This window comes from Pantoea sp. Mb-10, from assembly GCF_021272205.1.
GTDB lineage: Bacteria > Pseudomonadota > Gammaproteobacteria > Enterobacterales > Enterobacteriaceae > Pantoea.
On record NZ_JAJSDX010000009.1, the window covers coordinates 108,767 to 129,480 of the forward strand.

Below are 20,714 nucleotides of genomic sequence, written 5' to 3' on the forward strand. Positions count from 1 at the left end.
CCATGACGGGCTAACGGCTGTGCGGTTCCCGCTTCATCAGAAATTCATCATGAAAGACGCCCTCGACGCACAGCGCGGCCGTATCTGTGGCCCAGGTGATGAAACCAAAGGCGCGGTACAGCGCACAGGCTGCCTGATTGGTCGTAACCACAGCGAGCTTTACCGTTCTGACGGGACCGGCCGCCTCAAGCGCTGCCGCCATTAGCAGAGCGGCAAGGCCTGACCCACGCAAATCAGCGCGCACATACATGCCCCAGATTGTGGCGATATGACACAGTTTCGGTGCGGTCTCGCAGCGCAATCCAATTATGCCTTGCAGGGTGTTTTCACTGTCGAATCCGCCGAAGACCCGATCGCTGCGCAGTTTTTCGGCAAAAAAGGAGGCGGGGCGCTGGCACCACGCCTCATAGGACGCACCAAACGCCTCGGGATGCAGGCGCAGCGCCTCTAACCTTACCCGCCTAAATGCCTCGCTATCCTGTTCGGTGAGGCGGCGTACCGTCAACGCGTTCACGTTCACTCCCCTCCCGTCTGGCGTTTCAGTGCCGCAATGATAGCCTGCTCCATTTTCTCTGGCGTGGTCAGCGGCGCAAAGCGCTTGAGCGGTGTACCGTCTGGCGCGATCAGGAACTTGGTAAAATTCCATACGATACGGCCGCCCAGTACGCCCGGCAGGGTTTTTTTAAGATAGCGAAACAGCGGATGCGCGTTGGCGCCATTGACGTCTATTTTTTCAAACATCGGGAAACTAACGCCGTAGTTAATCTGGCAGGTCTGCGCGATATCCTCGGCGCTGCCGGGTTCCTGCTTGCCGAATTGGTTGCAGGGAAAGCCCAGCACTATCAGGCCTTGCGCGCGGTATTTCTGATAGAGCGCTTCCAAACCCGCATACTGCGGTGTGAAACCGCAGTGGCTGGCGGTATTCACCACCAGCACCAGCTTGCCCATGAAGTCAGCCATCGAAATCGGCTCGCCGCGCAAGCGGGTGGCAGAAAGATGATAAAAAGGGGCCATGTCAGGATCCTCCACGTGACAGCCGTTTGGTCGCGTTCTGGCCCGCAGCGTCAGGCCGCGAGGCAGAGCCGTTGCGTATGATATGACAAGCCCATGAGGGGGACATCAGATTTTACGCCAACGGCATTTTACCCATCAGGCGGGCACGCCAGTCCGTTCCCCCATTCCATCCGGGAAAAGGGGGCGGAGTGAGAGATAAAAGGCTGCGGTTGCAGCCCTCACAGATAGACGCCGTCAGCAACGCTGACGGTAAAACCGGTCAGCAGGACGGGGAGAACCGCCCTGCGGCGGGCGCTTAGAATGTGGTCCAGTTTTCACTTGCCGCTGCTGCCGGGCGCAGGGTGGGCGCGGCTGCCGACAATGCAGGCATCGCGGTAATCGGTGCCGCAGCGGGTGCACGTGTCAGCGCCGCAAGGCTAAATACCGAGACCGATTGCACCAACAGGGCCGCTTGTTCTTGCAGACTCTGCGACGCCGAAGCGGACTCCTCCACCAGCGAGGCGTTCTGCTGGGTAACACCATCCATCTGCGTGACGGCAATGCCGACTTGCTCAATGCCACGGGCCTGCTCGGCGCTGGCGGCCTGGATCTCCTCCACGGTATCGGTGAGTTGCCCGACTGAAGCGACAATGTCCGCCATGGTCGATGCCGAGCGCGCCGCCAGGTCATTTCCGGCTTGCACGCTCGCCGAGTTCGCCTCAATCAGGCGTCTGATCTCCCCGGCGGCAGTGGCGCTGCGCTGCGCCAGCGTCCGCACTTCCCCGGCGACCACGGCAAAGCCGCGGCCTTGCTCACCCGCGCGCGCCGCCTCAACCGCCGCGTTCAGGGCAAGGATATTGGTCTGGAAGGCAATACCATCGATCACCGCCGTGATATCGGCGATGCGGGTCGAGCTTTCACCAATATCTTTCATCGTGCCGTTAATGTCGGTGGTGACGTCGCTGCCCTGTTGGGCCACTTTGCGGACGTTAACCGCCAGCTGTGCGGCCTGACGGGCGTTATCGGCGTTGTTACGCACCGTCACGCTCAGCTCGCTCATGGTCGCGGCGGTCTGCTCCAGCGCACTGGCCTGTTCTTCGGTGCGCTGCGAGAGATCCGCGTTGCCTTGGGCAATTTGCAGGCTGGCCGTCGCCACGCTGTCCGCGTTATTTCTTACGGTGCTGACCGTTTGCACCAGCGCCGCCTGCATCGCCTGAATCGCGTTAAGCAGCCTGCCGGTTTCATCCCGGCCCTGTACCGGCACCGCCGTGGTGAGATCTCCACGGGCGATGCGCTGCGAGGCAGCCAGCGCCACACCCAGCGGGCGCGTAATGCTGAGCGTGATACGCCACGCCAGCAGTGCGGCGCACAGGATGGCGACAACGCTCAGTGCGCTCAGGATCCGCGAGGCCTGTCGGCGTTCATCCGTGGCGTCCTGGGCGGCTTTACGCATGCCAGCTTCTTGGTGTGAAACGATATTGGTGATGACGTTCATGTAATCCAGCTGCGTCTGGAAGCGCGGGCTGAATAACAGCGTGGCATCTTCTTCACCGCTTTTCTCCACCGCAAGCGCCACGACGTCATCTGAGAAGCGCTGGTAAGCCTGATAGGTGGTCTGCAGCGCCGCCAGCTCAGCGGGATTTTCGGACCCTTTCAGCGTCTGCTGAAGCTGCTCTGTGTTACGGGCCATGCGATCGCGAAGGCGCTCATACTCCGCTTTGAACGCCTGCTGTTTAGGAGTGCCGGTATTCAGGATCACCAGGTTGCGCACCAGTCGCGTCATATCAATGGCGTTATAGCGCAGGTTTAGCGCAGCCGACACCTTCTGATAGCGGCTGCCGGCAAGCGTTTCTGCCGTATCGCCCAGTGACTGAATGCGCGTATACCCGGTGATAGCGATGAGGATGAGAAGAATCAGCAGAAAACCAAATGCGGCGCCGAGGCGCACTCCAATGCTGGTGTTTTTCATAACAGTCTCGTCAAAGTTGGATGCTGTGCAGGTAAAAGATGTGGCGCTTTTTTAGGCGCCTTATCTCATTAATGTCGGGTTGGAAGGCAAAGGTGTACCGCCGTCAATGGCTTTATTCTCATTTTTCGCCGTTCCGTTTTAGAGAATAGTCATTCCCTTTCGTTTTGGTGGCAAATCGAACAATTAATTCAGGTTCAAGGCGGGTTAAAATGTAAGCAGATGAAAGCAACGCCCGCATGAAAGAGACGGCGGCCCGTTACCTTCACGCTGAGCGGAAAACGTTGGAGTGGATGTGAGACTTGAAGGGCGGTCGCGTGCCCGGCGATCTAAGGCTGACCCGCCGTTTGTAGCAGCGTCAGCGCGCCCTTGAGAATCGCCTCCTGCGACAGATCGACGGTCATTTTCAGGCGCACAATCAGCATCAGCTGGATCTCCTCAAAGCTGACCCTTTTGCCGCAAGCCAGAAGCTCACGGACCATGGCACCGACCGCCTCTTTCGGGCTATCGTAATCGGTGTAAAGGCCGTTCGCGGGCGCGTTGGGCTCTAAGTCACAACCCGCGGCTGCGCGCACCGTGTGTGCAATATTGTCGGATGAATTCGTCGACATAGTAAACCTTAACTGCATGAGCAAGCGGTCCTTTCCTCCCAGGAAGGGATCGACGCAAAGAGAATGATGACGTGTGCCAATGCCGTGAAAGATCCCTGCGAAAAAATCGCACACGGACGCTGTCAGGCGTGCTGCATCAGCGGGATGAGTGTGTATATGAAAGCCGCTTAATCGGCGCGTTAGGGAGTGTGCCCCGGAATCGATTCAAAGGCCGATTCGCCTGATACCGGATGTGGCCCGGAAAGAATCCAGTACGGTTACCCTAACATGCCGCCCTTCAAATTAGCAATTTTCTGGCAGCTGGGGCGCAAAGCGTGTCCATCAACCGCTCCGTGGGTTAAACCGCTGATGAAATTTTCCTTTTAGTTAGTCGTGCTTTTTATCACGCTATCAGGAGAGACTGAAGATGAGTATTCAGACGCCCCAGGCCGTTGCAGAAGCGTTTTTACACCGTATCGTTACGGCAAAAAGAGGCCTCCGCGATCGCGGAATTGGTAAGTGAAGACGTTGACTGGCTGGTGCCGGGCAATACGCAGCGCGTCCCTTGGGTAGGGCGTAAACGCGGCAGGGCGGGTGGAGCGGAATTCTATGCACAACTTCGCGCAGAATGGGTGCCAGAGCATTTTGAAATCAAAGCGATACGCGTTAAAGGAATGCGGCTGGTGGCGATTGGCGCTTGCATCACGCGTGAAAAAAACGCAGAAACGTATTGAAACCGAATTTGTCCTCGACATGCTCATAGAAAGGGCTGATCGCGCGCTTCCGCATGTTTGAAGATAGCCACGCGGTGTCCGACGCCTGCGGAGCAATAGCGATATGAGCCATGTGCCTTGTCGGTGAGGCGATCGCGCGTCTTTGTTTTGCGAGAGGGGCGCAGGTGCAAGCATGGGCGGCGCAAAAAACCGCTTCTACATGAGCGCGTCATTTCTGTTTAATCTTCTTTCACAGGCGGGCTTTGCTTCACCAGATGAATCGCTGCACCGTACACTTTTTTCATGCCGTCTACGGCGTGGGCCTCTGAGATTTTGAGGTGTGCCAGCAGCGCATTTTTTTCCACCTGTTTGCCGGCGGAAATTAGGCTGCATATTGCGCTTCCAATTACCGAACTGATTCGTTCTCTCGTCTGTGAAGAGCGGGTATCCATTTTTCCTCCTTGTTACGCCTAATCTCTCGGCGTCGTCAAATCTGCGGAATAATACCTTTGTATTATCCTCATCTAAGTATTCTAAATAAAGCCCAGCGGTAATCTTTTCTGCCAAGAAAATAGTAAAAGCGAAACGAAAGATGCGTGATAATTTTCAACATTGTTTAATTAAATGGGGTGCTACATTTTTTATCAATAAAAATCAACTATTTGTTTAAATTGTCTCGTATTACATACTGTAATTCATTTGTTGTGCAGATATGGAATCCCTATGGCCATCGTTATTTGATGTTGAGGGTGGAAAACCCTCAATTAAAATTCGGGCATCGTGCAGTGTGCCACTATACTCACCATTGTACTTGGCGTTTTTGTATTATGGTCGTGCAGAGCAGAGAGGTATTCTCTGTGGCGCGCTCCTCACCTTATTTCTGGAGAATACGATGCAAAAGTCTCATACCTTGAAAGGGCTACTGGCCGTGTCGGTCGTGGCCGTGCTAGTAAACGCAGCCAGCGTACAGGCACAGGCACCTGCGAGCGGCGCACAACCGGCTACCGCCAACCAAAGCGGATCCGGTGCGCCACTGAGCGCCGGGGATCAAAAGGCGATGAAAGACATGGCGCAAGCCAATATCAATGAAATTGCCGCAGCGAAAATTGCCCTGAGCAAAGCCCAAAGCAGCAACGTCAAAGCCTTCGCGCAGAAAATGGTCGACGATCATAGCGCGGCGCTGACCAAGGTGCAGACGGTGGCGCAACAAAAAGGCGTAACGCTGCCGACAGAGCCAGACAGCAAACATAAGGCCATGGCCGCCAAGCTGGAAAAACAGAGCGGCAGCGCGTTTGACAAGCTTTACATGGAAAACGCCGGGACCAAGGATCACAAGATGGTCCTGTCAACACTGAAAAAAGACGCCAGCAAGATCACGGATCCCGACGTAAAAGCGCTCGCCGAGGCGCACACACCGGTTGTTGAGCAGCACCTGAAATCGGCTCAGGACATGTCGATGTAAGAGAAAGCCCAATGTGATAAATCGGTTGTTCGGTGGGCTTCAGCCCCTGCATTCTGAACAACCTTGTTGGAAACCTGCTCCTGATGAAGTAATGAGCCGGTTACAATGTCCGCTTTCGCCCAGCCAGGCGACGGGCATTCTTGCCCGCATCCCGATAGATTCAGGCGTGAAATTTTCCTGTTAGGCGAGGACATAATGCTGGATGTCACGCACTTTGGGTTGTTTGCACTTTCCGTTTTTCTGCTTTCCGTAACGCCCGGCCCCGATATGGCCTACGTGATTGGGCAAAGCGTGGCTAACGGGCGACGTGCCGGCATACTCTCGGCGACCGGCGTGGCGCTAGGCAGCTGCACACACGCCATCGCCAGCGCCTTAGGTCTTACAGCCTTGCTGGCAGCGTCGCCAGTGATGTTTACGGCGGTCAAGTTGATAGGCGGGGCTTATCTGATCTTCTTGGGCAGCAAAATGGTCATCGGCACGTTCAAAAACGCGTTGCAGGAAGCGGCCAGCAACACTGCAAACCGTCCAGCACGCGGCGCGTATTCGCTGCTGAGAAAAGGGTTTATTACCACCTTGACCAACCCCAAAGTGCTCCTGTTCTTTGTGGCTTTCTTTCCGCAGTTTGTTTCACCTGAAGGGGAACATCATACGGTATCCTTTCTGTTGCTGGGGCTGACTTATGCCCTTATTGCCTTTATCACCGACTGTACCTTTGCCGTGCTGGCCGGCGGTGCCGCCAGCGTCGTCGCAGGTAATCATCGGCTGCAAAATGCGCTGGATCGCATTGTCGGTGCCACCTTTATCGCGCTGGGTATCAGGCTGGCGCTGACCCGCCGTTAAGCAACAGGCAGGCGCCCATCGCGCCTGGGCTTCTTTTTATTGGTTTCGCTTGGTTTCAACCTGCAGTAACAGGCTCATCAGCGCGGGCAGCAGGGTTAGCGTGACAGCCGTGGCCACCAGCAAGCCACCGATGATGGCGAAAGCCATCGGTCCCCAAAAAACCTGATGCGCGATCGGCAGCATGCCCAGAATTGCCGCGCAGGCGGTGAGCAAAATGGGCCGCGCGCGGTGCAGCGCGGCTTGGGTAATCGCCTCGTCAGGACGCAGGCCCGCCGCGACATTCCCGTCAGCTTCAACGATGAGCATCACCGCGTTGCGAATGATCATGCCGGCCAGCGCAATCACGCCCAGCAGGGCAACAAAGCCCATTGGCGTGCCGGTGGGCAGCATCGCCAGCACGATGCCGGGTAATCCAAAGGGGGCCATCAGCAGGGCCAGCGCCATGCGGGAGATACGCTGCAGCTGGATCATCAGCAACACCAGCATCACCAGCAGCGTGACGGGCAGCAGGGTAATCACCGACTGATTTCCCTTATCTGATTCCGCCACCGCGCCCTCTTCCTGAATGCGGTAACCTGGCGGTAACTGGGCGCGTAGCCGATCAACCGTAGGACGCAGGCCCGCCGAGACCGCTTCGGCGCGCAGACCGGGTGCAATATCCGTCTGAACGGTAATAAAGGGTAGCCGCTGTCGACGCCACATTACCGGCTCCTCAAGCCCCGCCTGCGGCTGGGCGATCTGCGACAGCGGAATTTTTGCGCCGTTATCGCCGGTCAGCACCAGCGTCGACAGCAAACTGAGGTCGTTTCGCTCGGCCTCGTTGGCTTTGAGTACCACGTCGATCAGCCGATTACGGTCGCGCACGCTTGTGACCACGCGCCCGGACCAGAGCGTATTTAGGTACTGTGCCAGCGCGTCGGAAGAGATCCCCGCAGCCCGCGCCGCCGTCTGGTTCACCTCCAGCGTGATCACGCGCTCGGGTTCGCCGGCAGTCTGATTCACGCCGCGCGTGAGCGGAGAGGTAGCAAGCGCGTCAGAGAGCGTTTCCGCAAGCGTCCGTACGCGCGCATAATCCGGTCCGGTGACGCGATAGCGCACCGGCCAGCCCACCGGGGGCCCTAGCTCCAGCGCGGAAACGCGCGTGGTGATCGCACTAAAATCTTTTGCCAGTAGCGCGTTTAGCTGCTGGTGCAGACGTTCACGCGCCGCCAGGTCTTTGGCCACCACCACGAGTTGAGCGGTGTTTTCATCGTCCAGCAGGACGTCCATCGGCAGATAAAAGCGCACTGCACCGCTGCCGACGTAGGCGGAATAGCGATCCACATTTGCATTGCCCTGCAGCGCCGCTTCCAACCGTGTTACCTGCTGTAGCGTGGCCGTCTGTGAGGCATTCGCGGGCAGAGACAGATTGACCAGCAGCTCCGGGCGATCGGAGGCTGGAAAGAATTCGCCCTGCATGTAGCGCGTACCCATGCCCGCTAACAGCAGCGCCGCCAGCGCGATACCCAGGGTGAGCAGACGATGGTGCAGCACCCAGCCCAGCAGGCGGCGGTAAAGGGTGCCCAGCTTGCCCGGCCCTGCAGCGTGTTTTGACAGGGTTGTCGACAACAGCCAACTGCCGATCAGCGGCGAGAACAGTACCGCTACGATCCAGGAGCACAGCAGGGCCAGGGTCACCACGGCGAACAAGGTGTAACAGTATTCCCCGGCGCTGGAGGCCGCAAAGCCGACCGGGATAAAGCCGGCAATCATCACCAGCGTGCCGGTCAACATGGGAAACGCGGTCGTTTTAAAGGCGAACGTGGCGGCCTCATGGCGCGTATCACCGGCTTCCAGCCGTGAAACCATGGTCTCGACGGTGATCATGGCATCATCCACCAGCAGGCCGAGGGCGATAATCAGCGCGCCCAGCGAGATGCGCTGCAGGCCGATACCGGCCAAATGCATGCCCGTGAAGGTCATCGCCAGCACCAGCGGAATAGCGGCAGCGACGACCAGGCCGGCCCGCAGGCCAAGCGACACAAAGGAGACGGCCAGCACGATGACTACGGCCTCACTCAATACCCGCACAAATGCGCTGACGGCCTGGCTGACCACGGCGGACTGGTCAGCCACGCGAACAACGTTCATGCCGTGTGGCAGGCGCTGCGCCTCGCGGTGCATCTGCGCACGCAGGGCCGCGCCAAAATCCAGCATATTGCCAGTGGGTGCCATGGCGATCGCCAGGCCAATGGCCGGTTGCCCATTTACCCTAAACAGCGGGGCGGGGGGCTCTGCTGCGTGGCGCGACAGGGTCGCAATATCGGTCAGCGGCACATAACGGTTGTTAACGTGCAGCGTCACGGCGCGCAGACTCGCTTCGTTCCTGAAGGCGCCGCTCACGCGCAGGGCGACGTTATCCCGATCGGTGCGCAGCGTGCCCGAGGGTTCAACCGCATTCTGCGCCTGTAGCGCATCCGATACCTGCTGCAGGCTTAACCCCATGGCGGCCAGCTTACGCGGGGAAAAGGCCACCACGATCTGCTCTTCCTGCTCGCCCAATAGCGTCACTTTGCCTACGTCCGGCAGGCTCATGACATCGCGGCGAATGGCCTCTACGCGATCGCGCACTTCGCGCAGCGAGAAGCCGTCGGCGGTAAAGCCGTAAATCGTGCCAAAGGTATCGTCGAACGCATCGTTGACGGCCGGGCCCTGCACGCCCTGCGGCAGTGACGGGGCCAGATCCTGCATTTTCTTGCGCAGCTGATACCAAGTGTCCGGCACCTTGTCCGGCGGGGTGTCATCGCGCAGATTAACAAAAATTACGCTGCGACCGGCGTGCGTTTCACTCTGCACATAATCCAGCCAGGGGACCTCCTGCAGCGTTTTCTCCAGCGGATCGGTAAGCAGCCGGACCGTATCCTCAAGCGTGGCGCCGGGCCACTGCGCCGTCACCACGGCGGTTTTAATGGTAAACGCCGGATCTTCGTTCCGCGGCAGCTGTTGGTAGTAAAACACGCCCATCGCCATCAGCATGAGCATCAAAAACGCCACTAACTGCGGGCGCGCCAGGGCCCAGGCAGAGAGGTTAAACGGTTGCTGCATCAGATATTTTCCTCTTCTGCTGCCACGCGTTCGCCGTTGCGGAGCGTCCTGACCCCCGCGGTGACCACGCGGGCACCTGGTGGGATACCGTCACGGATAAAGGCGGTGGAGGCGGAATAGCGATCAAGCACAACGACACGTCGATAAACCCGACCGCGCGCTGTGTCGAGAACAAAAACCGCTGGCTGACCCGCCACCCACGTGAGCGCGGAGGCGGGCAGGGCGATGGCCGGTGACCCACCGCGTGGCAGCGTCACGGTGACCGTCGCGCCCAGCACCATGGGCTGCGGCGGATCGTTCAGCGTGATGCGCACCCGCCACGTTCGCGTCTGCGGATCGGCCTGCGGACTCACGTCACGCAGGTGACCCACGGCCGTAACGCGCGGATCGCTGAGCAGCGCGACCTGAAAGCGGGCGTCCTTTCCCTGCGGGATGCGCCCGGGATCGGCGACATCAATGATGACATCGCGTCCGTCACCGGCGGCGATCGTCATGACGGTCTGCCCGGCGCTGACGACCTGACCGGCTGAGACGCTGACGCTGGTGACCACGCCCTCCGTGGGTGCCGTCAGCGATGCCCAGCTGAGGTTCTGTTGCGCCGTGTTGTAGGCCGCCTCACTGCTTTCGAGACGCGCATGGGCAGATTGCCAGTCAGACACCGCGGAATCCAGCTGCGTCCGAGCGATGGCACCCGAAGGCATCAGCGCACGCATACGCCGCAGGTTCAGCGCGGCGACCTGCTCGGTGGCGCGGGCGCTACTGACATCTGACCGGGCGCTGACCAGCTGGTTCTGCACAGTCTGCGCGTCCAGCGTGGCCAGCACGCTACCGGCGTGCACCCGCATGCCGATGTCGACGCTACGCGTCAGCACGCGCCCGTCCAGCCTGAAGCCCAGCGCGGTTTCATCATGGGCACGTATCTCACCGGTGAGCGTCAGGGACGCCGCGTCAGCCTGCGCGGAGGCTACGACGGTTTTCACCGGACGGGGGGAGACGGGCGGCGGAGCTGGGGGCTGCCCGCATCCGGTAAGGGCGAGTGCACACGCCACCAGGCAGGGCAGGAGAGGTAATACGCCATACAGGCGGCGGACGGCCAGCAGATGTTCAAGGCTGTGTTTCAGTAGGCGGGTCAGTTCATCAGTCATCGCGCGGTTCCTTTTTCAAGACCACGCCATTACAGCGCTGCACTGTCGAGGATCGTCCGATAAACGGTCAAGGTAATGTCAAGATGGCATCATTTTTTCGGCCTTTACCCCCCGCTTTTACGCCAGAAGCGCGCCTTGACCATTTCTCCATTATTCCCTGGCGGTTTGTTGACAAAGCCAGGCAATAATCCGTCGAAGAGGCCGTCGCCCAATCCAGGGCGCGACAGAAACGGATAACGGAGTGACGTGATGATGGGCAAAATAATACAGGGTGTGGCTGCGCTGACGCTGGTAACGGCGGCAGCGGTGCAGGCGGATGATAGCGGCCCGCAGGATGGCGTCACGCTGGGCGTAGGCGCGCAATATGCGCCACGCTACAGCGGCTCGGACACCCTGCGCCTGCAGCCAGTGCCGGTGCTGCAGGCCAGACAGGGGGCCTTCTTCGCGGATGCGCAAAAAGGAATTGGCTATGATTTGCAGAGTGCCAACGGTATCTATCTGGAGCACACGCTCGGCTACGGTTTGGGGCGCGCCGACCGGAATTCGGACTGGCGTGACGGCGCCGATCGGCTCAGCGGCATGGGCAATATCGCGGCCACCGTGAATACTGGCCTGGCTTTAGGGTGGCAGATGACGCCCTGGTTTAGCATAGAGGGTAAAGCGGTGCTGCCGCTCAGTGACAGCCAGGGTGTAAATTATCAAGCCTCATTCACGCTGGTCCCGCTGCAGAGCCAGTCGGATACCGTCGCCCTGCAAACCGCTGCGTTGTTCGGCGATGGCCGCTATATGAATACCTGGTACGGTGTCAGCGAGCAACAAAGCCAGCGCAGCCGTTTTAACCGGTACGATGCCGCCGCAGGGTTCTACGGCACCAATACCAGCCTTCTCTGGAATCATCAGTTTGACGCCCACTGGGGCACGTTGGTCAGTGCGGGTTACACGTGGCTGGGCGACCACGCGGCGAACAGCCCGCTGGTGGCCCGCCGCAACGAAGGCACGGGCCTGCTGGCGATCACCTATACGTTCTGAATCGGGTGAACGGGCGCACACGGTTTTGCGCGCGCCTGTTGCACGCTCAGACGCGCGTGCGTTTGCCGTGTCGGGCATTCCACTCGTCACGGGTGATTTCCCACACCTCTGAATCCAGCACGCCACTGACGTAGGCTTTCTTTTCGGTGCGAATCCGCCGCATCCCGCTTTGCTCAGAAATCCGCTGGGAGCGCTGATTCACCGCGGCTTTGGGTGCGCGCAATACCGGTTTGTTAAGGGTGTTGAACCAGTAATCGGTCACCGCCAGACTGGCTTCGCGCATATAGCCCTGTCTCTGATATTCTGGCGCCAGCCAAAATCCGCGATTGTTATCCTCTACGTCATACAGGCAGATCAGGCCCATCAGGTTATCCACCGCCGCGCGCTGTCTTAGGGTCCAGAACCAGGCAATGCCCTTGGCGATATCCGGGAGTGCCACATTATTCACATACTGTTCTGCCCCGTTATCCGGATACGGCCACGGCACCGAGGAGACCATGTACCGCACAATTTCCCAGTGTGGATAGCGCTGCTGTATTTGCGGCGCATCGCCCGCCTCCAGCGGTTTAAGGAGCAAGCGTTCCGTGTGTAACGTCGGGATTGGCATAGATCATCTCCTTGTTCATTTTAGTGGCTCTGCCGGTAACGTACCCGTAGAGGCTAACGCTGTCAGGGTGTGATCGCCACCCGCTAATCGGCAAGGCTGAGCGCGCGGGAGACCCTCTTTTCAGGTGCGGCATCCGATGACGTTGTCTGATGCTGGTGCGTTGGGCGTCCCAACGCTATGTTATAACGCACAAATAAAGTTTTTAGCAGGAAGAGACAATGATCTCCAAAGAGAATGCCGCGCACTATATCTGGGGCGAGCGCTGCGACGGATGGTATTTAGTGAACCGCCAGGACATGCTGATTATTCATGAAAAGATGCCGCCCGGCACCCAAGAAAAACGTCACGTCCATACCGTTTCCCGGCAGTTCTTTTATGTGCTTCAGGGCGTGCTAACGATGGAGCTTGAAGGCGAGAGACACGCGATCGGCCCCCTTCAGGGCATTGAAATTCCTCCCGGCGCTAAACACCAGGCCCGAAATGACGCCGCCTCAAGCGTGGAGTTTCTGGTTATTTCGCACCCTACACCGCGTGGCGATCGCGAAGATTTGGCTGATTTGTGAAAGGGGTAGCGCGGGTGACGGCGCGCTGCATTGGCGCCGACTCTGGCTCGCACGCATCATGTACGTTGGTAACGCCAGGGATATCAACCTTCTTGGCTTTATGCCCGCGCACTTTCGCCGGGCGCAAGCTTTACGCGCGTGATGAGCAGCGCGCTGCTTAGCCATAGCATGCAGTTTTATGTGTGAAAATACGCCGCCAGAGGTGAAAGAACCGACTCAGATCGTTTCGGATCTTCTGAATCAGGATAAAAGATATGAGCAGTATACAGTGAATCAGCATCTAACATGGCTCATCGGATCTAAAAATGAACCTATGCTGAATTATCGACTGCATGGGGAAATTATTGCTCATAGGGTATAAATCTGCATTATGGGTTAAATTCGATCAGCCTTAGCCTCGGAGAGGCAATATCACTCAGAAGTCAGGATCAGACTAGCCCGGACCGCAACGTTCCCTACCTTCCCGCCTTATCCTCTTTGCCTCATCATCAAAAGTAAAATTTTAGTTAAAAGCACTTTACGAAAGCATCAAACGGATTGTAGATTAAGTAATCCACAATAAGGGTTCGTGATCCATGAAAAGAACTGCCGGCAGGCCAAGAGAATTTAACCCCACTGATTTTCTGAACGTTGCTCAGGCGTTGTTCTGGGAAAAGGGCTACAGAGCGACCTCTCTTGCCGATCTTAGAGAGAAATCGGGGCTGGCCAGCGCAAGCATCTATAAACTTTATCCCGACAAACATGCCATCTTCCTTGCTGCACTTCGTCAGTACATGGATGGCGGTTTGCAGCGCCTCACCCAGCGTGAAACAGAGCTTGAACCCGAAACAGCGCTGGCCCAGACGCTCGATTTTTTTGCACAGCTCACCGCCGGCCCTGATGGATCCCGGGGATGTTTTTCCATTGCGGCGGCCAGTGAACTGCTTCCTGGCGATGAGGATGTCCGGGAGCTGATTGAATATATGTTTTCAGGCCTGATTTCCCGGCTGACGCGCATTTTGCAAAAGGGCCAGAAGAGAGGCGTGTTCCGGAATGATTATGACGCCGGCACTATGGCTGAAGGCCTTTTTATGATGCTGGAAGGTATGAGGTTATACGGTAAAGTAAAACCAAAAATTGAAAATCTGCGAAGATCGAATGAGTTCTTTATCAATTCAGTTCTCGCATTCCCTGTCAGTAATGATAAGTACACGGGATAACGTGATGCTGATGGCAGGAATGACCGTCCGGAGAAAAAAAAGGAACAGGATCCTGACTGTCCTGCATGCGTCAGGTGAAAACGTTATCTGCGGCTGGAGCGAGAAAGGAAAGTTCTATAAAAGAACATTTAATGAAAACATGCTGATTATACTTACACCGTCACCTGAAATAATTACAGTAATGTAATTATTAAGCTTAAATATAAATACTGGTCTCGTTGATCAGTGTGTTTTTACGCCTTCAATAAAATTAACACATTTCATTCCCGTTGACGGTAAATATATAAACCATGCGCGGCAAAGCCATTTATCCTGTCTTTCATTGCTTATGCATAATTGTCACTAATAATTCATCAAATGGGTTTGACTCTGATATTTCCGGAGAGTAGGTTTTATATAGTTTTGTAAAGAACCCCGTACCACACTGGATGAGGATTTATAAATGAAGCCGAATGTAGATCAGAATATTGTTCTCAGCACGGAAGAATCAGAATATATCCGATCAGTTCTTGAAAAAATTGACTATGACCCATCAGGCTCAGACGTTTATTTAAATAAAATCAGAAAGGTTGCCTATACGGTTTTCCCGGAAAGGGTGATCACGGCAATTAACAAGGTTAAAGGATTTTCAGCGAGCGCGCTCGGTTCATTGCAGATTGATAATCTACCGGTGGATAAGTCAGTCACCGGCAGTCCACGTCATAACGAATCAGGCCGCGAATTCAAAAGTGGCGTATTAACTGAAAATATACTGGTGGCAATGGGTGTGCTTACGGGTGAACCTTATTCCATTGCCCATGAAGGTCATGAGCTGGTCAATAATCTTACGCCGCATAAAGAGGCAGCCAAAGAGTTTACCGGTCTCGGGTCTGAAGTTGAGCTCGATTTTCATATTGAAAATGCTGCGCAGGCATATATGCCGGAAGGCGATACGTCACCTCTTGCACTCATATTATTGGGCGTCCGGGGGGAACCTCTTGGCGGGCCGCAGACCCGCATTTCCGACTGCCGCCGGGCACTGGAAAAACTTACAGAAGAGGATATCAAGCATCTGTACGGCAAAAATTTCATTATTCGCGTGCCTTATCGCTGGCGCGGCGCGTCGGCTGAACCACGTGATAATACTGACCTGAGTCCCATTCTGTCAGGCCCTATCTCTGCCCCGCGTGTGACCGTAGCCTTCTACCCGGATATGGTGCTGGCCGTAAATCCGCGTGCAAAACAGGCTCTGGAAAATCTTTATCAGGCAGTACGCGAAGTTTCATTCGGCGTTCAAATCAGCCCCGGCAGGCTGATCCTCATTAATAACAGTTTTACCCTGCATTCCCGTGACAGCTTTAAGCCCGTTTTTGATGAAAATGATCGTGCGCTTCGCTGGGTACAGCGCATTTTTGTAGCCCGCAATCTCTGGAACTTCAGGTCGTTCGTTCCCGTTAAAGACCGCGTGTTTGATCCCAACGTTAAAACCGCAGCATCCGGAATACCGGGGCGTGAGAAAACGCCGTCGGCTGCCTGAAGCCGCACTGCCACCGGCAGCCTGCTCCTGCTGTCCGGTGGCTTTGACCAGCCCGCCTGGCCTCAGTACGAAAAAGGCGAAACAGGCGCACCAGAGTCAGCTGGCTTATTGTCAGTTGCCATGCCAGAAAGGAACATTATGAATCCAGCCAGCCGGACATCTCATCGGACAGCCATAACGGGAGGCCGGGGCAATACCGTCACGGGAACCCTGCTCGCAACCAGCTTTGGCTTTATTGTGGTCCAGCTGGACGTGACTATCGTGAATGTTGCGCTTCCGGAAATTGGCAGCAGTCTAAAAACAGGGGTTTCAGGACTTCAGTGGGTGGTTGACGCTTATACACTGTCCTTTGCTGCTCTGTTGCTTACGGCGGGATCGGCCGGAGACCGCTTTGGCAGCCGCCGGGTTTTTAACAGCGGGCTTTTACTTTTCTGCCTGGCTTCCGTCACGTGCGCGCTTACGCATTCAGTGAATGTCCTGATCGCGGCACGCTGCATGCAGGGTGCCGGTGCGGCGCTGATCCTCCCAACGTCACTGGCGCTGCTGTCCCATGCCTGTGCGGGCGATGCGGTAGTGAGAAGCCACGCCATCGGATGGTGGAGTGCCATCGGGGGAGCGGTAAGCGCGATGGGACCGGTCGCCGGTGGTCTTCTTACGACAGCATTCGGATGGCGCGCCATTTTCCTCGTTAACCTTCCCGTGTGCCTGCTCAGCCTGTGGGCTACTTACCGGTTTGTGGCGGAAACGCCGAAAGAGCAGAGTAAAAGTTTTGATATGCCTGGCCAGGTCCTGGCCATACTGTTTCTGTTCCTGCTCACGTATTCCGTGATTGAGGCAGGAGCAGAGGGATGGCTATCATCAGAAATATGGGCCGGGCTGGCTCTGGCTCTGGCTGCAGCCCTGCTGTTTGTGGCACGGGAAGCGCAGGCAGCAGAGCCGATGATCCCGTTATCGCTGTTCCGGAACGCCGTGCTGACCATTGCCGTTCTTCTGGGACTGCTTTCCAATCTGACCTTCTATGCTCTGATATTCATTCTGAGCATTTTCTTCCAGAGCGTAAAAGGGTACTCCCCCACGCAGACCGGGCTGGCTCTGCTGCCATTTACAGTGATCATGATTGCCAATGTGACAAGCAGCCGTCTTGCCGGATATTTCACGCCCCGGATCACGGTTGCTGGCGGCGGGATTTTATGCGTACTGAGCTTCCTGCTGTTACATGACCTCGACAGGGACACGCCGTATTACGTTGTCATGGTGAGTATGATTTTTCTGGCGATCGGCTCCGGAATAAGCACTCCGGCTCTCACATCAGCCATTCTCGGCAACGTGCCGTCAACGCGTTCTGCGACTGCCTCCGCCCTTTTTAACGTATCCCGGCAGGTTGGCAGTGCGCTGGGCGTCGCGCTGCTGGGCGCACTGATAGTCGGTGCCGCTGAGGGCATGACCGCTGGCGCAAGGCTTGCCTTTGATATCTCGGCGATACTCCGGGTGGCCGGAGTCATCCTGGCCGCGTTATTTCTTTAAAAATATCGTTAGAAAAGGGGAGCATGATGAGGCTTGTAATTATAGGCACCCGGAAAACAGGCACAAGCCTGGCACTGGTCAGCACCGCACTGAAAAGAGGAATGGCCGTCACCATTGTCAGCAACCCTGAAGACAGACTGGAGGGGATTTTCCCTCCGGAAGTTGAAATAAAATATTTGCCTGCAGATGTCAGCATCATTTCCGGGTGGATTAAAAAAGAATACTTCAGGCCGGAACAGGAGCTGAGAATTACCACGATTAATGATGTTTACGCGTGTGTTGCAGCACAGGTAAATTCGGCACTTGGTCTTCCGGGACCCGATGCCTTCGCCGTTACCCGTGCGGTATCAAAATTACAGCAGAAAAAAATATTCACTGATAACAACATCCCAACGCCCGGATATTCTGAATTCCGCCTTTCAGATCATAAGGCCAGAGAGAATGCACTCCTCAAAATGCAGCTGCCAGCAGTTGTAAAGCCCTCGGAAGGCACAGCAAGTAATGGCGTGAAGCTTTGCAGTCAGCACTCTGAGGTAATCAGCCATCTCGACTATCTGGTTAATCAGAAAGAGCAGCGACCGGATCTGGTGCCCAGCGATACTGTCCTGCTGGAAGAGTATTTATCCGGGAGAGAATACTGCGTGGAGTATTTCGACGGTCATTATGTCGGGGCCATGCGCAAATCCAAACGGTACGGTACTGAATTTCTGGAACGCGGCTATACGTCAGAACTGGATATTGATGAACAGACCCTTCGAAACCTTATCGGGACAGGTGCCCGGGCCGTTGAAGCTGCAGGGCTTGGCTGGGGCCCGGTTCATATAGACTGCATCGTCCACAATGGTCTCACCAGTATTATTGAATTAAATCCCAGAATTGCAGGCAGCTTTATTTGCGACATTGTCAGGGATGCCTATGGCTTTGATATGGTTGAAAACCTTGTGAATAAGCTCCAGGGGAAAGATGTCACGGTTCCTGCGAGCTTTCTGCCTGACGCTTACGCCTGCGTTAACTTTTTCCTCGAAAGCGACCCGTTACCTTGGTCATTTACCGAGCAGGGAGAGATCAAAAACCACTTGATGCACATCAGTTACGGTCCGCAGCACCTGAGTAACCGCAGGCGCAGGGCATTCGTTTACGTCAGAAATCTGATGCAGAATTTTAAGCCGGAGATTAACTAAATGAAATTAATAAGTACTGTGGTTATCGTGGATGGTGCATCAACCAGCGCGTATCTGGCGCCGGCCTTTCGTTCCTACGGGATTCAGTGTGTTCACGTCTTGAGCCGTGAGGCACTGCCGGAACGCCTGAAGGCACAGATCAATCATACTGACTATATACGCAGTCTTGTCTACCAGGGTGACATCCGCGCGCTGGCAGAGAGCCTGAATGATCTGCAGATTGACGTGGTTTTACCGGGCGGGGGCAGCGGCATTGAGCTTGCGGCCGAGCTTGCCGAAGCGCTTGATGTCCCATACAAAAATCCCGTCCATCTGGCAAAGGCACGCCGCCATAAATTTGAGCAGATAGAAATCCTGCGCCGTAGCGGGCTTCTCACGCCGAAGCAGTATCAGTCAGAACACTCAGACGAAATTGTTGAATGGACGCGAGCTCACCTTACCCTGCCGGTTGTGGTGAAGCCTACCCGCGGTGCCGGCGTAAGTGGAGTAAAAGTATGCCACTCCCTTTCGCAGGTGAGGGAAGCAGCGGACAACATTCTTAACTCAAAATCCTATTATGATGAAGATCAGAATGAAATTCTTGTTCAGTCGTGCACGCAAGGACAGGAGTACATTGTTGATATCGTCTCTTTTGATGGCCACCACAAGGTTGTCAGCGTATGGGAAGTGGATCGGGATCGTCGGGAATCGCCGCGCCTTGAAAAAATGATGGTGGTTGATCATACCCAGCCCAGATTCCTGGCGCTGATTGATTACGCAAAAAAAGTACTGGATGCAGTAGGCCTTAAATTCGGACCGTCCCATATGGAAGTCATGCTAACCGGCGACGGGCCGGTAATCGTTGAGCTGAATTCCCGTCTGCATGGAAGCCTCGATCCCTTACTGACGACGGCGGTGACGGGGGAAAATCATGTGTCCGCTACCGTCAACGCGTTTGTCAACAATGCACACTTTATTGACAGCATCGGGAAAGCCCCGGGATTCAGCGGCTACTGCGGACATGTCCTGCTGGTTTCTCCGGTTTCCGGCCGTCAGTTACAGAATTTCCCTTGGGATAGAATTGAAAGCCTGCCTTCATTTGTAAGCGTAAAGCGGTGGGTAAAACCGGGTGGTCAGCTTCAGATCACCACGGGCCTGCAGACAGCTATTGGCATGGTCGGGTTGTTTCATGAAAATTTTGAACAGCTGAACAGGGACTGGAAAACGATCAGGGCAATTGAAAATGAATACTTTATGGTTCCTCAGGCCTCAGCCCAGCCCGCATAAGAGATTTGAAAAGGCCGCACAGGCGGCCTTACCTACAGCTTACAGCCAGTGTCATCTGTCCGCGCTCATTCCTCATACGGGCGATGAGTTATATCAATCCCGGTTTGAACATTTTACCCTTCCCGTTGTAGTAAAGCCGGTTGAAGGGTCAGCGAGTTAGGGATAAGCAAGTGTTACACCCCGACTGACGTTTCAGACTATATGGAATGCCTCAAGAAAATGTATAAAGCCCTGCCTGAATTATACCCTCCGGAGATATAGTGATAGAGAGCTTTATAAACGGCCCGGAATACTGCGTTGAAATATTCGATGGCCAGTTTGCAGGCATTATGAAGAAGAAAAAAAAGCCGGTGATTTATTTATTGAGCGGGGATACACCTCGGAAATCGACCTCAGTGCGAAAGACATCAGGAATATTGCTGCGCTTTGTGAGCGCGTCGTAGCGACAATGAATCTTTGCTGGGGTCCTGTTCATATTGACTGCATTACCGAATCTGACAGCGTTCATATTATTGAAGTTAATCCCCGCATTGCGGGAAGTTTCGTTACGGATATTATTCGTGATGCATGGGATTTCGATATGATTGACGCGCTTCTTAATAAACTGAACGGTTCAGATCTTTTCTTACCAGAGAGAGCTGAACCTGCAAGATTTGCTCAGGCTATTTTATTCCTGGACTCCGATTCAGCGTATCGTCGTCTCAGCCATCACTTACTCAGAGATGCGCTTCGATGCCATCCTCCCTTGGGACCGAAACGCGGTCGACGCCACGACGGACCTTAGGGTGGCGCTGCGGCTGGCTGGCACACCGATCGGTCCGAACGACACCGCAATCGCGGGGCATGCTATTGCTACAGGGGCGATCCTGGTGACCAATAACACGCGGGAATTTGAGCGGGTACCGGGATTGGCCTTGGAAGACTGGGCAAGGTAACTTGCTGGCTCTGACAACATATCCGGAAACCCCGGCTTGTTAGTCTGGTGTGGCGGGTCGTTAATTTTTAAATGTGTAATGCCGGTCAAATTGCGTGTAAG

General features: G+C 55.8%; 19 protein-coding genes and 1 pseudogene. 12 read left to right on the forward strand and 8 right to left on the reverse strand.

The window, feature by feature from the left end; all coding sequences use genetic code 11:
• Positions 1 to 10: 10 nt before the first annotated feature.
• The 4 genes from LU196_RS17935 to LU196_RS17950 form a co-directional block, all read right to left on the reverse strand.
• The gene (locus tag LU196_RS17935) at positions 11 to 514 is read right to left on the reverse strand and encodes a GNAT family N-acetyltransferase (RefSeq protein WP_232761207.1); all 504 of its coding nucleotides are present in this window, start codon (positions 512 to 514) and stop codon (positions 11 to 13) included.
• Between the two features lie 2 nt (positions 515 to 516).
• A complete protein-coding gene (locus LU196_RS17940) occupies positions 517 to 1,014 on the reverse strand; it encodes a glutathione peroxidase (protein ID WP_232761206.1) in 498 nt (165 codons plus the stop codon).
• Positions 1,015 to 1,309: 295 nt separating this feature from the next.
• Positions 1,310 to 2,962, reverse strand: coding sequence for a methyl-accepting chemotaxis protein (locus LU196_RS17945; protein WP_232761205.1), 1,653 nt, complete (start codon positions 2,960 to 2,962; stop codon positions 1,310 to 1,312).
• 326 nt (positions 2,963 to 3,288) lie between these two features.
• Complete coding sequence (locus LU196_RS17950; RefSeq protein ID WP_232761204.1) at positions 3,289 to 3,570, reverse strand: biofilm development regulator YmgB/AriR family protein; 282 nt, start codon at positions 3,568 to 3,570, stop codon at positions 3,289 to 3,291.
• A gap of 491 nt (positions 3,571 to 4,061) precedes the next feature.
• On the opposite strand from LU196_RS17950, the gene LU196_RS20430 reads away from it, so the two are divergent.
• Positions 4,062 to 4,283, forward strand: a complete 222-nt coding sequence (locus LU196_RS20430) for a hypothetical protein (protein WP_370641018.1) — start codon at positions 4,062 to 4,064, stop codon at positions 4,281 to 4,283.
• A 218-nt stretch (positions 4,284 to 4,501) separates the two neighbouring features.
• Here the strand turns inward: LU196_RS20430 and LU196_RS17955 are convergent, their stop codons facing one another.
• A complete protein-coding gene (locus tag LU196_RS17955) occupies positions 4,502 to 4,714 on the reverse strand; it encodes a hypothetical protein (RefSeq protein ID WP_232761203.1) in 213 nt (70 codons plus the stop codon).
• Between the two features lie 440 nt (positions 4,715 to 5,154).
• Here LU196_RS17955 and LU196_RS17960 point away from each other — a divergent pair, with 440 nt between their 5' ends.
• Together LU196_RS17960 and LU196_RS17965 are read left to right on the forward strand one after the other, a co-directional pair.
• Entirely contained in the window at positions 5,155 to 5,724 is a 570-nt protein-coding gene (locus tag LU196_RS17960; RefSeq protein WP_232761202.1) for a DUF4142 domain-containing protein, read from the forward strand.
• Positions 5,725 to 5,919: 195 nt separating this feature from the next.
• The gene (locus tag LU196_RS17965; protein WP_232761201.1) at positions 5,920 to 6,564 is read left to right on the forward strand and encodes a LysE family translocator; all 645 of its coding nucleotides are present in this window, start codon (positions 5,920 to 5,922) and stop codon (positions 6,562 to 6,564) included.
• A 36-nt stretch (positions 6,565 to 6,600) separates the two neighbouring features.
• On the opposite strand, the gene LU196_RS17970 is transcribed toward LU196_RS17965, so the two are convergent.
• Together LU196_RS17970 and LU196_RS17975 are read right to left on the reverse strand one after the other, a co-directional pair.
• The gene (locus LU196_RS17970; protein WP_232761200.1) at positions 6,601 to 9,648 is read right to left on the reverse strand and encodes an efflux RND transporter permease subunit; all 3,048 of its coding nucleotides are present in this window, start codon (positions 9,646 to 9,648) and stop codon (positions 6,601 to 6,603) included.
• A complete protein-coding gene (locus LU196_RS17975) occupies positions 9,648 to 10,793 on the reverse strand; it encodes an efflux RND transporter periplasmic adaptor subunit (RefSeq protein WP_232761199.1) in 1,146 nt (381 codons plus the stop codon). Before LU196_RS17975 ends, LU196_RS17970 begins: the two co-directional genes overlap by 1 nt.
• Before the next feature lie 249 nt (positions 10,794 to 11,042).
• Between LU196_RS17975 and LU196_RS17980 the strand changes: the two genes are divergently transcribed.
• On the forward strand, positions 11,043 to 11,822 hold the full coding sequence (locus LU196_RS17980) for a MipA/OmpV family protein (RefSeq protein ID WP_232761198.1): 780 nt from the start codon (positions 11,043 to 11,045) through the stop codon (positions 11,820 to 11,822).
• A 46-nt stretch (positions 11,823 to 11,868) separates the two neighbouring features.
• Here the strand turns inward: LU196_RS17980 and LU196_RS17985 are convergent, their stop codons facing one another.
• Positions 11,869 to 12,429 carry a GNAT family N-acetyltransferase gene (locus LU196_RS17985; RefSeq protein ID WP_232761197.1) on the reverse strand — a complete coding sequence of 187 codons (561 nt, stop codon included), beginning with the start codon at positions 12,427 to 12,429 and terminating at the stop codon, positions 11,869 to 11,871.
• Positions 12,430 to 12,647: 218 nt separating this feature from the next.
• Between LU196_RS17985 and LU196_RS17990 the strand changes: the two genes are divergently transcribed.
• The 8 genes and pseudogenes from LU196_RS17990 to LU196_RS18020 all read left to right on the forward strand — a co-directional run bounded on the left by LU196_RS17990 (position 12,648) and on the right by LU196_RS18020 (position 20,613).
• The gene (locus LU196_RS17990) at positions 12,648 to 12,992 is read left to right on the forward strand and encodes a cupin domain-containing protein (protein WP_232761196.1); all 345 of its coding nucleotides are present in this window, start codon (positions 12,648 to 12,650) and stop codon (positions 12,990 to 12,992) included.
• Positions 12,993 to 13,567: 575 nt separating this feature from the next.
• Positions 13,568 to 14,191, forward strand: a complete 624-nt coding sequence (locus LU196_RS17995) for a TetR/AcrR family transcriptional regulator (protein WP_232761195.1) — start codon at positions 13,568 to 13,570, stop codon at positions 14,189 to 14,191.
• 442 nt (positions 14,192 to 14,633) lie between these two features.
• A complete protein-coding gene (locus tag LU196_RS18000; RefSeq protein WP_232761194.1) occupies positions 14,634 to 15,707 on the forward strand; it encodes a TauD/TfdA family dioxygenase in 1,074 nt (357 codons plus the stop codon).
• A gap of 138 nt (positions 15,708 to 15,845) precedes the next feature.
• Positions 15,846 to 17,231, forward strand: coding sequence for an MFS transporter (locus LU196_RS18005; protein WP_232761193.1), 1,386 nt, complete (start codon positions 15,846 to 15,848; stop codon positions 17,229 to 17,231).
• A 26-nt stretch (positions 17,232 to 17,257) separates the two neighbouring features.
• The gene (locus tag LU196_RS18010; protein ID WP_232778289.1) at positions 17,258 to 18,412 is read left to right on the forward strand and encodes an acetyl-CoA carboxylase biotin carboxylase subunit family protein; all 1,155 of its coding nucleotides are present in this window, start codon (positions 17,258 to 17,260) and stop codon (positions 18,410 to 18,412) included.
• On the forward strand, positions 18,413 to 19,678 hold the full coding sequence (locus LU196_RS18015) for an ATP-grasp domain-containing protein (protein WP_232761191.1): 1,266 nt from the start codon (positions 18,413 to 18,415) through the stop codon (positions 19,676 to 19,678).
• Between the two features lie 304 nt (positions 19,679 to 19,982).
• Positions 19,983 to 20,219: pseudogene (locus LU196_RS20435) on the forward strand (ATP-grasp domain-containing protein); the annotation flags it as partial.
• Between the two features lie 97 nt (positions 20,220 to 20,316).
• Positions 20,317 to 20,613, forward strand: coding sequence for a PIN domain-containing protein (locus LU196_RS18020; RefSeq protein ID WP_370641019.1), 297 nt, complete (start codon positions 20,317 to 20,319; stop codon positions 20,611 to 20,613).
• The last annotated feature ends 101 nt before the right edge of the window (positions 20,614 to 20,714 follow it).